Below are 12,221 nucleotides of genomic sequence, written 5' to 3' on the forward strand. Positions count from 1 at the left end.
TTCCTCACACGCGCTCGATGATGGTGGCCGCACCCATGCCGGATGCGATGCAGAGGGTGGCAAGGCCCACTTCCTTGTCCGAGCGTTCGAGCTCGTCCAGCAGGGTGCCGATGATGATTGCGCCGGTGGCGCCCAGCGGGTGGCCCATGGCGATGGACCCGCCGTTAACGTTGACCAGCTCGGGATCGACGTCGAATGCCTGCTGGAAGCGCAGCACGACCGAGGCAAAGGCTTCGTTCACTTCGAACAGGTCGATGTCGGAGATCGCCATGCCGCTGTCGGCCAGAATTTTCTGGGTGGCCGGAACAGGGCCGGTCAGCATGATCGTCGGATCGGTGCCGATCTTGCAGGTCTGGCGGATGCGGGCACGCGGCTTGAGGCCGAATTTCTTGCCGAATTCTTCATTGCCGATCAGAACACCGGCCGAGCCGTCCACGATGCCCGACGAGTTGCCGGCGTGGTGGATGTGGTTGATGCCTTCGAGATGCGGGTATTTCATCAGGGCAATCTTGTCGAAGCCGGGCATGACCTTGCCCATTTCCTCGAACGAGGCCTTGAGGCTACCGAGCGATTGCATGTCGGTGCCGGGGCGCATGTATTCGTCATGATCCAGGATCGGCAGGCCGTTCACGTCGCGCACGGTGATGATCGACTTGGCAAAGCGGTTGTCGTCCCAGGCGGCCTTGGCGCGGCGCTGGGATTCGACGGCCAATGCGTCGGCCTGATCACGGGTGAACCCGTATTCGGTCGCGATGATGTCGGCCGAGATGCCCTGCGGCACGAAATACTCGTCCATGGCGACGGAAGGATCGACGGCAACTGCGGCGCCGTCCGAGCCCATCGGCACGCGGCCCATCATTTCAACGCCACCGGCGATGTAGGCGTCGCCTGCACCACCTTTGACCTGGTTGGCAGCAAGGTTCACGGCTTCCATGCCGCTTGCGCAAAAACGGTTGATGGCGAGGCCGGGAATGGATTCATCCAGATCAGAGGCCATGACAGCGGTCCGCGCGAGGCAGCCGCCCTGTTCCTTGACCTGGGTGACATTGCCCCAGATCACGTCCTCGACCGCGTGGCCGTCGAGATTGTTGCGCTCTTTCAGAGCGTTCAGCACGTTGGCCGAGAGGCGGACAGACGTCACCTCGTGCAGGGCGCCGTCCTTGCGGCCCTTGCCGCGCGGTGTACGCACGGCGTCATAGATATAGGCTTCGGTCATTTGAATCTCCTTGATCAGGCGCGGTCCGCGGGGGAACCGGGCATCAGGTCATAGGGGTGTTTCCACCCCGGTGTTTCTTGGATGTTGGACAGCCAACGGTCGATATTGGGCCAGTCGGCGCGATCGAACCCGAAAGGTTCGGGGTAAAAGAGATAGCCGCAGCAGGAGAGATCGGCATTGGTCATGCCGTCCCCGACAATCCAGTCGCGCCCCTCAAGATGGGTGTTGAGCACGTCATAGGCGGCTTTGAGACGGCCCTGATTGAAGGCAATCACATCGGCGTTGCGATGTTGTTCCGGCAGGAAGTTCATCAGGAACCGGGTCATGCCGGCCTGAGACGAGAGCTTGTGGTTGTCCCAGAGCACCCAGCGGAAGATCTCGTAGTTCTCGTCGCGGTCCTTGCCGCCGAACTTGCCGGATTTTTCGGTCACATAAGCCTGGATTGCGCCCGACTGGCTGGTGCGGAAATCTCCGTCGACCAGCACCGGAGCTTCGCCCATCTCGTTGACAGTGCTGCGATATTCCGGCGTGCGGGTTTCGCCGGCGAAGAAATCGACCTTGACCGGCTCCCAATCGAGCCCGGACAGCTCAAGTGCGAGCGCGGCCTTGTAGGCGTTGCCGCTTTCTCCGAAGCAATACAGTTTGATTGTCATAGGACCCTCCCAGTTTCCAATGTCGCGGCGGGGTGTTCACACCCCCGCACCCCCGTGGAGTATTTCCGGCAAAATGAAGGGGGCGCGGTTTCACCGTTCATTAAGGTTAATGCAGTTCTCTGCCTTTTTTGGTGCAGGCTGGAGAGCCGATGGCCGTGCAAGGTGAAGCTCTGCCATTCCGCCTGCGTTCCGCCTGGCGGTCGGGTCGGGTGGTGGAGTGGACTTGCTTCTTCATTTTGCCAAAAATACTCAAATTCACTTAAGGCGACTGTCTCAGGTGCCAAAAAAGGAAGCACCTGCCTCATCACCGTTTTCGCGCCTCCAGTTCCGAATTGAACATGCGCAGCCGCATCGCCAGCATCTCCCCGTCGGTCACGCTGTCGAAGTTTTCGAACAGGAAAGACAGTGCCTCGCCTTCGTCCAACCCGGCCTCTGCCGCGAAGCTTCTGAGCTTGCGATAGCCATCCTCGGTCATGGCGACCGGGAAACGGCGGGTCAGGCGAAAGCGTTTTGGCATGTCTCTCCTCCGTAGGGTGCGTGATGTCACGCACCGTGTATCAGAACGCTTCTGCGTCCAGCGCCATGACCGTGTCCGCACCCGACTGGATACGGGTGAGGTGCATTGCGGTCGCGGGCAGGCGACGCGCCATATAGTAGCGCCCGGTGGTCAGCTTGGTCTCGTAGAACGCGGCGTCAGAGGTGCCCGCGGCCAGTTGTGACGTCGCGGCCTTGGCCATCTGCGCCCACATCAGGCCGAGGCAGACGTGGCCGAACATGTGCATGAAGTCGTAAGATCCCGACAGCGCGTTGTTGGGGTTCTTCATGCCGTTCTGCATGAAGTACATGCCCGCCGCCTGAAGATCCTTGGACGCCGCTTTCAGCGGGTCGATGAAGTCCTTGAGGGCTTCGTCATCGCTGTTGTCCTTGCAGAAATTCTTGACCAGTTCGAAGAAGGCCACGACGTGCTTTCCACCGTCCTGCGCCAGTTTGCGGCCGACGAGGTCGAGCGCCTGAACGCCGTTGGCGCCTTCGTAGATCATCGCGATCCGTGCGTCACGGGTGAACTGGCTCATGCCGTGTTCTTCGATATAGCCATGTCCGCCATAGATCTGCTGGGCCTGAACCGTCATGTCGTAACCTTCGTCGGTCAGAAAGCCCTTGATGACCGGGGTCAGCAGGCTGACCAGCCCGTCGGCATCCTTGTCACCCTTGCGGTGGGCGGCGTCGATCATTGTCGCGCCCCAGAGGATGAAGGCGCGTGCGCCCTCGACAAAGCTTTTCTGGTCCATCAGCGAGCGGCGGATATCCGGGTGCACGATCAGCGGGTCGGCGGGGCCGTCGGGGTTCTTGACGCCGGTCACATCGCGGCCCTGCAGGCGGTCCTTGGCATAGGCCACCGCGTTCTGGTAAGCGGCTTCGGCCTGCGACAGGCCCTGCATGCCGACGCCGAGACGCGCTTCGTTCATCATGGTGAACATGGCGCGCATGCCTTTGTGTTCTTCACCCAGCAGATAGCCTTCGGCCTCGTCATAATTCAGCACACAGGTCGAGTTGCCGTGGATGCCCATCTTTTTCTCGATGTTGCCCACTGACACGCCGTTGCGCGCGCCGATGTTGCCCTCGTCATCAACCTTGAACTTGGGGACAATGAAGAGCGACACGCCCTTGATGCCTTCGGGGCCGCCGGGAATCTTGGCCAGAACGAGGTGCACGATGTTGTCGGCCATGTCGTGGTCGCCCGCCGAGATGAAGATCTTCTGGCCGGAAATCTTGTATGTGCCGTCGCCCTGTGGTTCGGCCTTGGTGCGCATCAGGCCCAGATCGGTGCCGCAATGCGGTTCGGTCAGGTTCATGGTGCCGGTCCATTCGCAGGATACCATCTTGGGCAGCCACTTGTTCTTCTGTTCGTCCGTGCCATGCGCGAGGATCGCCGACGCCGCGCCGTGGGTCAGGCCCTGGTACATGGTAAACGCCTGGTTTGAGCCCGAGAACATTTCGCCCACGGCGGTGCCCAGCACGTAGGGCATGTTTTGGCCGCCGTATTCCTCGGGCATGTCGAGCCCGGTCCAGCCGCCTTCCTTGACCTGTTCAAACGCGTCCTTGAAGCCGGTCGGGGTGTAGACAACGCCGTTCTCGAGGCGGCAGCCCTCGTGGTCGCCCACGACGTTCAGCGGGGCAAGCACTTCACCGGTCAGCTTGCCGGCCTCTTCGAGGACAGCGTTGGTGAACTCGGCCTCAAGCTCGTCATAGCCGGGGATGTCCGACTGCGAGATGTTCAGGACGTCGTGCAGTACGAACTGCATGTCTTTGACGGGGGCGGTATAGGTGGGCATGAATCTCTTCCCTTGAATTGCTCTGACTTACTCAGCGGCTTTTTTTTCTTCAGCGAAGGAGGCGAGGATTTTTTCGCCCCACTTGAGCTGTTCGCGGAGATCGTCGATCGCCTCGTTCAACTCGTCGCGCTGTTCTTCCATGTCCTGCAGGCGCTGCTGGGCCACTTCGTAGGTGCGCTGTAGCTGCGTCGCCTGCTGGTCTCCCATGTCATAAAGATCAAGAAGCTGACGGATTTCCTCGAGTGAGAACCCAAACCGTTTGCCGCGCAGGATCAGCTTGAGCCGGGCGCGGTCCCGCTTGGTAAAAAGCCGTTTCTGGCCTTCGCGGATCGGGAACAGAAGTTCCTTGGCTTCATAAAAACGCAAGGTGCGCGGGGTCACGTCGTAGGTGTCGCACATCTCGCGGATGGTCAGAAGATTTTCACTCATCGTATCGTCCTCGGCTTCGTCTCTCATCAGACAAAATGGGATATGCCCCGTTGGTTACAATAGAGGTTTACGTTGACGTAAGTAAGACGTTGCGTCACTTTGGGGGTGACGCGGCTGCCCATCTAAGATGAGCATGTATTGCCGGTGTCGGCTGTGTTTAGTTGTTGAAAATAAAAACAAAAAACCGCACGTCTTGGCTTTGGACGTGCGGGCAGAGAAGGGAAGTCGCGATTTTGTGACGTTGCGTTTGGCAGCCGTTTTGCGCGGTCAGCCAGATTTTTCGAGGAAGCCGGCGGTCTCGTCACGCAGGGATTTCAGCTCGTTCATGGCGTCGTCCAGCTGTGAACGCTGGTCGAGCAGCTCGGCATATTGACGATCTGCCATGTCGATAAAGGCGCGCATCTGCGCCTCGGTGCCCTCGTTTTCGTAGATCAGCAACCACTGGCGGATGTCTTCGAGTTTGATCCCGAACTTGCGTCCGCGCATGATCAACGTCATGCGGGCCACTTCGCGGGGACCGAAGTAACGCGATCTGCCCTCGCGATCGGGCCGCAACAGCTCGATATACTCATAGTAACGTAACGTTCTCGGCGTGACGTCGAATCGTGCGCACATTTCCTTGAAAGACAGGCGAGTTTCGGACATCTGGCAGTTCTCCCTTGTCGGGAAAACTTAATTCGCATCTGCAGCAAGAGCAACCGCCCCCTTGCCCATTCCGGGAAATGGCGCTCATAAATATGCAAACGAAACGCGGAGCAGCGAATGACCCCGGACAAATCCAAGATTGCAGAGCAGTTCATCAATGCGATCCCGCATTGCAAATCGCTCAACATGAAACTGACCAATATCGGGGCGGGCGTTGCGGAAATGATGTTGCCCTATGATCTCAGAATCGTGGGGGATCCCGAAACCGGTGTCATACATGGCGGAGCGGTGTCGGCATTGATGGATACCTGTTGCGGGGCGGCGGCGATGAGCCACCCGGCTTCTCCGTCAGGCACGGCAACCATTGACCTGAGAATAGATTACATGAGGGCGGCGACGCCCGGACAGACCATTCATACCCGCGCCGAGTGTTACCGGATCACCCGCAGCGTGGCTTTCGTTCGGGCCACGGCGGTGGATGATGATGCAGAGAACCCGGTCGCGACCGCGACGGGCGCCTTTACGGTCGAGGGGATCAAATGATGGCACGCAAACGTCCCGAACCGGTTCAGGTTGTCAAACAACGGCGCGATGCGGCGCTGAGCGCGCTTGTGCATGGGGTGCCTTACATCCAGTTTCTCGGCATCGAGTTCGAGCGGCGCGGCGATGAGCTTACGGCGATCCTGCCCTTTGATGAGAAGCTGATCGGCAACCCGATCCTGCCAGCGATCCATGGAGGTGTCACCGCGGGATTCCTTGAGACCACGGCAGTGATCGGGCTGGCATGGTCGGTGATGTGGGATGACATCGAGACCGGTCGGATTGATTTCGAAGAGCTGTCGCTTGGTCATATGCCGCGCCTGCCCAAGACAATTGATTTCACCGTCGATTACCTGCGCTCGGGTCTGCCGCGCGATGCCTATGCGCGGGCACGTGTGAACCGGTCGGGCCGCCGCTATGCGTCGGTGCATGTCGAAGCCTGGCAGGATCAGCGGGCGGTGCTTTTCGCGCAGGCGACGGGGCATTTCCTGATGCCCCCGCGCGATGCCGACAGGGATGGCTGACCTCGGCCCCGTCACGCATCGCCGCATTCTGCGCAATGCCTTGCCCATCGTTCTGGCCAACGCCACCGTGCCCATTCTGGGTGCGGTGGATACCGGCGTGGTCGGACAGCTGGGCGAGGCGGCGCCCATCGGCGCAGTGGGGATCGGCGCGATTATCCTGTCAGCGCTTTACTGGGTTTTCGGTTTTTTGCGCATGGGGACCACCGGGCTGACCAGCCAGGCGCACGGGGCGGGGCAGAGTGGCGAAGTTGCAGCCCTGCTCGTGCGTGCGCTGATGATCGGAATCGCCGGCGGTGTGTTGGTGATCCTGACCCAAACGCTGTTGTTTCGTGCGTCGTTTTACGTGTCGCCAGCCAGTCCCGAGGTCGAGGGGCTGGCGCGGGATTACCTGTCGGTCCGCGTGTGGTCCGCGCCTGCGGCGATCGGGCTTTATGGGTTGACGGGCTGGTTGATCGCTCTGGAGCGGGCGCGGGCTGTGCTGATCATTCAGGTCTGGATGAACGGGCTCAATATCCTGTTGGACCTGTGGTTCGTGCTTGGGTTGGGCTGGGGCGTCGAAGGGGTGGCTTTCGCCACCTTCCTTGCGGAGTGGAGCGGGTTTGCGCTGGCCTTCTGGCTGTGTCGGGATGCGTTTCAAAGCCCTGCGTGGCGGGATTGGGCCCGGGTGTTTGACCGCGCCCGCCTGATCGAGGTGGCTGCCGTGAACCGCGATATCCTGCTGCGCTCACTGATGTTGCAGGCGATCTTCGTATCCTTCCTGTTTTTGGGTGCGGATTTCGGGGATGTCGCGCTTGCCGCCAACCAGGTGTTGCTGCAGTTCCTGCACATCACGGCCTATGCGCTCGATGGGTTCGCCTTTGCGGTCGAGGCGCTGGTCGGTCAGGCGCTGGGCGCGCGGGACCGGGCGGGATTGCGGCGCGCGGCGCTGTTGTCGAGCGGCTGGGGGCTGTTTTGCGTGGTCGTGTTATCGATGGCATTTGCGCTGGCGGGCGGCATGATCATCGACCTGATGACTACGGCGCCGGATGTGCGCGCGGCGGCGCGGGATTACCTGCCGTACATGGTGGCCGCGCCCTTGCTTGGTGTGGCGAGCTGGATGCTGGACGGGATCTTCATCGGCGCGACGCAGAGCCGGGACATGCGCAACATGATGGTGCTGTCACTGATCGTTTATGTGGTGGCGGTCTGGGCGTTGGTGCCGCTTTGGGGCAATCACGGATTGTGGCTTGCACTGCTGATCAGCTTCGTGGCGCGCGGGGTGACGTTGGGGGTACGTTACCCGCGGCTGGAGGCGCTGGCGGAAAGAGGGGCGGGGGCGCTGCCCCCACGTTGAAAATCGAAGATTTCCAACATTCCCCCGGGGTATTTTTGGAAAAAGAAAGTGGATGAGGGCGCGCGCCGGGTCAGAGGATGTCGAGCACGGCCTCGGGCGGGCGCCCGATTGCGGCTTTGCCGTTGGCGATCACGATTGGACGTTCGATCAGAACCGGGTTGTCCGCCATGGCAGCCAGCAGGGTGGCCGCGTCGTCGGTTTTGCTCAGCCCCAGTTCCTTGAAGCGGGCCTCCTTGGGGCGCATCATCTCGATCAGCGGCAGGCCGAGCAGGGCCTGCACGGCAGTGATCTCCTCCGCGCTTGGTGCATCTTCGAGGTAGCGGCGGATGGTGACATCGCCACTGTTTTTGAGCCGGTCTTCGATCAGGGCAAGGGTTTGGCGCGATTTCGAGCAGCGCGGGTTGTGCCAGATGGTGATCATAGCCAGTCCTCTCGTTTGCTGCCGACCGCGTCTGTCACGTTGGCAAAGCCGTCGGCCTTCAGGAGGGCGTCGAGCCCCCGGATGATCTCTTCGGCCAGCGAGAGCCCGCCATAAACCAGCGCCGTGTAAAGCTGTACCGCCGTGGCGCCGGCGCAGATCTTGGCATAGGCGTCTTTCGCCGAGGCGATGCCACCCACGCCGATCAGGGGGATCTGGCCATCGGTGAGCTGGCTCATGCGCGCCAGAACGCGTGTCGACCTGTCATACAGCGGCTTGCCCGAAAGGCCGCCTGTCTCGTCGCGGTGGCGGCTTTGCAGGCCGTCGCGCGACAGGGTCGTGTTGGTGGTGATGATGCCGTCAATGCCGGTGTCCTGCGCCACATCGGCGATTTCGGCGAGCTCTGTGTCGTTGAGATCGGGCGCGATCTTGAGGAAGACCGGGATCGGTTGGGGCAGGGCATTGCGTGTGTTGATCACGCCCGAAAGCAGCGCGGTGAGGGCGGATTTGCCCTGCAGGTCGCGCAGTTTCTCGGTATTGGGCGAGCTGACGTTCACCGTGGCAAAATCCAAATGCGCGCCGCACCGTTCGAGCACGCGGGCGAAATCGGCGGCACGGTCGTCGCTGTCCTTGTTGGCGCCGAGGTTGAGGCCGATCACGGCGTCCGTCGGGCGGTTCGCCAGCCTCTCGGCAATCGCGTCCATACCGTCATTGTTGAAGCCGAAACGATTGATGGCCGCAGCGTCTTCGGTCAGGCGAAAGAGGCGTGGTTTGGGGTTGCCGGGCTGGGCGCGTGGGGTGGCGGCGCCAACCTCGAAAAAGCCGAAACCGGCGCGGGCGAGGCCATTGAGCGCGGTGGCGTTCTTGTCGAAACCCGCGGCGAGGCCAACCGGGTTCGTTAGGGCGATCCCTGCGAGTGTGGTTTTGAGGCGCGGCGACGTGATTTTTCCGGGGGCCGGAGCCAGCCCCATCTGCAGGGCGCGGATGGCAAGGCCATGCGCGGCCTCGGGGTCCATGCTGCGCAAGGCCTTCATGCCAAGGGATTCAAGCGCTTTCATATGCCTACTCCTGCGGGAAACTGATGCGTGCCGTCGACAAGTGGCAGCGGTTGCGCCCAGACAACATCGGACAGTTGCAGGTCGCGGTAGAGATGGGGAAAGAGCGCGCCGCCCCGGGAAGGTTCCCACTTGAGCGCGTCGCCCAGCGCGTCGGTCTCGAGCCCCAAAAGGAAGAGGTTGTCTTCACCGGCAAAATGCTTGGCTGCGGTTTCACCGACCTGTTTGGCGGTCGAGAAATGTACGAAGCCATCGGCAATATCGACGGGGGCGCCCGCGGTGTGGCCGGCGCTGCGCAGGGCCGCCCATTCCTCGGCCCGGAATATCTTGAAGATCAGCATGGCGTTCACATGCATCGCGCGGGCAGCAAGGTCAAGCGCTCTAAGGCTTTGACAGGGGGAGGGCGCAAAGGGCAACATTTCCACATAACAAGACAACAGAGAGGGGATTCTCATGAAAGCTCGTTTGATGACGGGTGCAGCGGCCCTGGCCGTGACGGCGGGTATGGCGGCGGCCGACTACTCGCTGACGATTTTGCACACAAATGATTTCCATGCCCGGTTCGAGCCGATCTCGAAATATGACTCGGGGTGTTCAGAAGAAAGCAATGCCGAGGGCAAGTGCTTTGGCGGCTCGGCGCGGCTTGTTACGGCGCTTGAAGCGGCGCGGGCGCGGTCGGACAATTCGATCCTCGTCGACGGCGGGGACCAGTTCCAGGGCACGCTGTTCTACACCTATTACAAGGGCAAGTTGGCCGCAGAGATGATGAACAAGATGGGCTATGACGCGATGACCGTGGGCAACCACGAATTCGACGATGGGCCTGAGGTGTTGCGCGGCTTCATGGATGCGGTGAATTTCCCGGTGCTGATGTCGAATGCGGATGTCAGCGGCGAGGAGTTGCTCAAGGACGCGTTGCGCAAGTCGACCGTGATCGAGAAAAACGGCGAGAAGATCGGCCTGATCGGCCTGACGCCACAGGATACGGATGAGTTGGCCAGCCCGGGGCCGAACGTGATCTTCACCGATCCGGTGGATGCGGTGCAGGGAGAGGTGGACAAGCTGACCGAGATGGGGGTCAACAAGATCATCGTGCTAAGCCATTCCGGTTACGGCGTGGATCAGCGCGTGGCGGCAGAAACCACCGGCGTCGACGTGATCGTGGGAGGGCACTCCAACACGTACCTGTCAAACACCTCGGACCGCGCCGAAGGGCCGTATCCGACCATGGTCGGATCGACTGCGATCGTGTCGGCCTATGCCTATGGCAAGTTCCTGGGAGAGTTGAACGTCACGTTCAATGATGCGGGCGAAGTCGTTGAAGCGACGGGTGAGCCGATCATCATGGACGCGGCGGTGGCCGAAGACGCGGACACCAAGGCGCGCATTGCCAAGGCGGCTGAACCGCTCGAGGAAATCCGCAGCCGTGTTGTGGCCGAAACGGCAGAGGCCATCGACGGCGAACGCGGGTCTTGCCGGTCGCAAGAATGCTCCATGGGTAACCTTATCGCGGATGCCATGCTGGACCGGGTCAAGGATCAAGGGGTCGAGATTGCCATTCAGAATGGCGGCGGCATCCGGGCGTCGATCGACGCGGGCGAAGTGACGATGGGCGAGGTGCTGACCGTGCTGCCGTTCCAGAACACACTGAGTACGTTCCAGGTGACGGGCGCCACCATCGTGGCCGCGCTTGAAAACGGGGTCAGCCAGCATGAGGAAGGTGCCGGGCGGTTCGCGCAGGTCGCGGGGATGACCTATGCGTTTGACGTCAGTCAGCCGGCAGGCAGCCGGATCAGCGACGTCATGGTGGGCGGCAAGCCGATCGAGATGGACAAGGTCTATGGCGTGGTCTCGAACAACTATGTCCGCAACGGTGGGGACGGTTACAAGATGTTCCGCGACGCGATGAATGCCTATGATTTCGGCCCCGATCTGGCTGATGTCACGGCCGAGTATCTCGCTGCGCAGGGGCCGTTCAAACCCTATCTGGACGGACGGATCGTGGCAAAATAAAGCCTGAGGGCAACGTGTCGGGCGCGCGTTATGTGGCTGTAAAATTCAGCTGCGCTCGATACCTCCTTCTCCCGTGCGATTGGCTCCGGCACATTCGGATCGCTTGGGGTTTGGACGCGTATTACTATTCGCGTTATTGGCAATTTGGTAAAAAATCTATTCTTAGGGTCAGGACTCATAGCCAGAAAATGACGAGTGCCGCCAGCGCGATGGCTGACAGGAATACCTTTGGGGATCTGTCGTAACGGGTCGCGACCCGCCGCCAATCCTTGAGCCTGCCGAACATGATTTCTATGCGGTTGCGCCGTTTGAAGCGGCGCTTGTCGTACTTCACCGTTTTCTTCCGCTGTTTTCGACCGGGGATGCAGGCGCGTATCCCTTTGTCTTTCAAAGCTTCTCTGAACCAATCGGCGTCGTAACCACGATCTCCGAGCAGCCAATCTACTTTTGGCAGGCTGCCAACGAGAACCCGTGCGCCGGTGTAATCACTGACCTGACCGGCTGTCACAAAGAGGTTCAGAGGACGTCCTTGGCTGTCGCAAATGGCGTGCAGCTTTGTGTTCATGCCGCCCTTGGTGCGCCCAATCAGACGCCCACGCCCCCCTTTTTCACGCCCAGACTGGACGCCGTGCGATGAGCCTTCAGATAGGTGGCGTCGATCATGACCGTTTTCTTTTCACCATGATCAGCAGCCAAACCAATCAGCATCTCGGCGAAGATGCCCTTGTCGCTCCAACGCTTCCAGCGATTGTAGAGTGTCTTGTGCGGGCCGTATTCCTTGGGAGCATCACGCCATCGTAACCCGTTGCGATTGATGAAGATAATGCCGCTCAGCACCCGGCGATCATCCACACGAGGTTTGCCATGGGACTTGGGGAAGAAGGGCTCAAGGCGCGCCATCTGCGCGTCGCTCAACCAGAAAAGATCAGACATGTTTACCGCTCGTTTTTCGAGTCGTGAATCATGCCGCCAACCGGAAATCAATGGGTCCTGACCCTAGAGTTCTAATGGCGTAACCAGTATTGAGGTTGAACTTGCCAGTCCTTTTGGGGGTACCCCAAT

Annotated in this window: 14 protein-coding genes; 4 read left to right on the forward strand and 10 right to left on the reverse strand. The window is 60.7% G+C overall.

The window, feature by feature from the left end; all coding sequences use genetic code 11:
* Window positions 1-4: 4 nt before the first annotated feature.
* From ACS3QZ_RS00265 to ACS3QZ_RS00290, 6 genes are all read right to left on the reverse strand, one after another.
* The gene (locus ACS3QZ_RS00265) at window positions 5-1,216 is read right to left on the reverse strand and encodes an acetyl-CoA C-acetyltransferase (RefSeq protein WP_456036035.1); all 1,212 of its coding nucleotides are present in this window, start codon (window positions 1,214-1,216) and stop codon (window positions 5-7) included.
* 14 nt (window positions 1,217-1,230) lie between these two features.
* Complete coding sequence (locus ACS3QZ_RS00270; protein WP_456036036.1) at window positions 1,231-1,869, reverse strand: glutathione S-transferase family protein; 639 nt, start codon at window positions 1,867-1,869, stop codon at window positions 1,231-1,233.
* A 304-nt stretch (window positions 1,870-2,173) separates the two neighbouring features.
* On the reverse strand, window positions 2,174-2,386 hold the full coding sequence (locus ACS3QZ_RS00275) for a hypothetical protein (protein ID WP_093095300.1): 213 nt from the start codon (window positions 2,384-2,386) through the stop codon (window positions 2,174-2,176).
* 40 nt (window positions 2,387-2,426) lie between these two features.
* Window positions 2,427-4,202, reverse strand: coding sequence for an acyl-CoA dehydrogenase C-terminal domain-containing protein (locus ACS3QZ_RS00280; protein ID WP_456036037.1), 1,776 nt, complete (start codon window positions 4,200-4,202; stop codon window positions 2,427-2,429).
* Between the two features lie 27 nt (window positions 4,203-4,229).
* On the reverse strand, window positions 4,230-4,631 hold the full coding sequence (locus ACS3QZ_RS00285; RefSeq protein WP_093095302.1) for a MerR family transcriptional regulator: 402 nt from the start codon (window positions 4,629-4,631) through the stop codon (window positions 4,230-4,232).
* A gap of 267 nt (window positions 4,632-4,898) precedes the next feature.
* Complete coding sequence (locus tag ACS3QZ_RS00290) at window positions 4,899-5,276, reverse strand: MerR family transcriptional regulator (protein ID WP_093095304.1); 378 nt, start codon at window positions 5,274-5,276, stop codon at window positions 4,899-4,901.
* Window positions 5,277-5,393: 117 nt separating this feature from the next.
* On the opposite strand from ACS3QZ_RS00290, the gene ACS3QZ_RS00295 reads away from it, so the two are divergent.
* Genes ACS3QZ_RS00295 through ACS3QZ_RS00305 form a run of 3 tightly spaced genes read left to right on the forward strand, consistent with a single transcriptional unit; the run spans window position 5,394 to window position 7,673 of the window.
* Complete coding sequence (locus ACS3QZ_RS00295; protein ID WP_093095307.1) at window positions 5,394-5,819, forward strand: PaaI family thioesterase; 426 nt, start codon at window positions 5,394-5,396, stop codon at window positions 5,817-5,819.
* Window positions 5,819-6,340 carry a PaaI family thioesterase gene (locus tag ACS3QZ_RS00300; RefSeq protein ID WP_456036038.1) on the forward strand — a complete coding sequence of 174 codons (522 nt, stop codon included), beginning with the start codon at window positions 5,819-5,821 and terminating at the stop codon, window positions 6,338-6,340. Before ACS3QZ_RS00295 ends, ACS3QZ_RS00300 begins: the two co-directional genes overlap by 1 nt.
* Window positions 6,333-7,673 carry an MATE family efflux transporter gene (locus tag ACS3QZ_RS00305; protein ID WP_456036039.1) on the forward strand — a complete coding sequence of 447 codons (1,341 nt, stop codon included), beginning with the start codon at window positions 6,333-6,335 and terminating at the stop codon, window positions 7,671-7,673. Before ACS3QZ_RS00300 ends, ACS3QZ_RS00305 begins: the two co-directional genes overlap by 8 nt.
* 70 nt (window positions 7,674-7,743) lie before the next feature.
* Here the strand turns inward: ACS3QZ_RS00305 and arsC are convergent, their stop codons facing one another.
* The 3 genes from arsC to ACS3QZ_RS00320 are packed head-to-tail and all read right to left on the reverse strand — an operon-like array spanning window position 7,744 to window position 9,487.
* A complete protein-coding gene (gene arsC, locus ACS3QZ_RS00310) occupies window positions 7,744-8,094 on the reverse strand; it encodes an arsenate reductase (glutaredoxin) (RefSeq protein WP_456036040.1) in 351 nt (116 codons plus the stop codon).
* Window positions 8,091-9,149 (reverse strand): quinone-dependent dihydroorotate dehydrogenase, encoded by a 1,059-nt coding sequence (locus ACS3QZ_RS00315; protein ID WP_456036041.1) that lies wholly within the window; start codon window positions 9,147-9,149, stop codon window positions 8,091-8,093. Before ACS3QZ_RS00315 ends, arsC begins: the two co-directional genes overlap by 4 nt.
* Window positions 9,146-9,487, reverse strand: coding sequence for a DUF952 domain-containing protein (locus tag ACS3QZ_RS00320; protein WP_456039291.1), 342 nt, complete (start codon window positions 9,485-9,487; stop codon window positions 9,146-9,148). The genes ACS3QZ_RS00315 and ACS3QZ_RS00320 overlap by 4 nt, the downstream gene beginning before the upstream one ends.
* A 112-nt stretch (window positions 9,488-9,599) precedes the next feature.
* Between ACS3QZ_RS00320 and ACS3QZ_RS00325 the strand changes: the two genes are divergently transcribed.
* Entirely contained in the window at window positions 9,600-11,159 is a 1,560-nt protein-coding gene (locus tag ACS3QZ_RS00325; RefSeq protein ID WP_456036042.1) for a bifunctional metallophosphatase/5'-nucleotidase, read from the forward strand.
* A gap of 175 nt (window positions 11,160-11,334) precedes the next feature.
* On the opposite strand, the gene ACS3QZ_RS00330 is transcribed toward ACS3QZ_RS00325, so the two are convergent.
* A protein-coding gene (locus ACS3QZ_RS00330) for an IS5 family transposase (RefSeq protein ID WP_456036043.1) occupies window positions 11,335-12,092 on the reverse strand; the annotation gives its coding sequence in 2 pieces (ribosomal slippage) (window positions 11,335-11,771 and window positions 11,771-12,092; 759 coding nt in all).
* Window positions 12,093-12,221: the final 129 nt, after the last annotated feature.

The organism is Shimia sp. W99, assembly GCF_053851455.3.

Bases quoted from the DNA above. Each gene is read 5' to 3' on its own strand.
- ACS3QZ_RS00290 (WP_093095304.1), bottom strand. From the start codon at position 5,276: ATGTCCGAAACTCGCCTGTCTTTCAAGGAAATGTGCGCACGATTCGAC.
- ACS3QZ_RS00315 (WP_456036041.1), bottom strand. From the start codon at position 9,149: ATGAAAGCGCTTGAATCCCTTGGCATGAAGGCCTTGCGCAGCATGGAC.
- ACS3QZ_RS00275 (WP_093095300.1), bottom strand. From the start codon at position 2,386: ATGCCAAAACGCTTTCGCCTGACCCGCCGTTTCCCGGTCGCCATGACC.
- ACS3QZ_RS00285 (WP_093095302.1), bottom strand. From the start codon at position 4,631: ATGAGTGAAAATCTTCTGACCATCCGCGAGATGTGCGACACCTACGAC.
- arsC (WP_456036040.1), bottom strand. From the start codon at position 8,094: ATGATCACCATCTGGCACAACCCGCGCTGCTCGAAATCGCGCCAAACC.
- ACS3QZ_RS00280 (WP_456036037.1), bottom strand. From the start codon at position 4,202: ATGCCCACCTATACCGCCCCCGTCAAAGACATGCAGTTCGTACTGCAC.
- ACS3QZ_RS00325 (WP_456036042.1), top strand. From the start codon at position 9,600: ATGAAAGCTCGTTTGATGACGGGTGCAGCGGCCCTGGCCGTGACGGCG.
- ACS3QZ_RS00305 (WP_456036039.1), top strand. From the start codon at position 6,333: ATGGCTGACCTCGGCCCCGTCACGCATCGCCGCATTCTGCGCAATGCC.
- ACS3QZ_RS00270 (WP_456036036.1), bottom strand. From the start codon at position 1,869: ATGACAATCAAACTGTATTGCTTCGGAGAAAGCGGCAACGCCTACAAG.
- ACS3QZ_RS00265 (WP_456036035.1), bottom strand. From the start codon at position 1,216: ATGACCGAAGCCTATATCTATGACGCCGTGCGTACACCGCGCGGCAAG.
- ACS3QZ_RS00295 (WP_093095307.1), top strand. From the start codon at position 5,394: ATGACCCCGGACAAATCCAAGATTGCAGAGCAGTTCATCAATGCGATC.
- ACS3QZ_RS00320 (WP_456039291.1), bottom strand. From the start codon at position 9,487: ATGCTGATCTTCAAGATATTCCGGGCCGAGGAATGGGCGGCCCTGCGC.
- ACS3QZ_RS00300 (WP_456036038.1), top strand. From the start codon at position 5,819: ATGGCACGCAAACGTCCCGAACCGGTTCAGGTTGTCAAACAACGGCGC.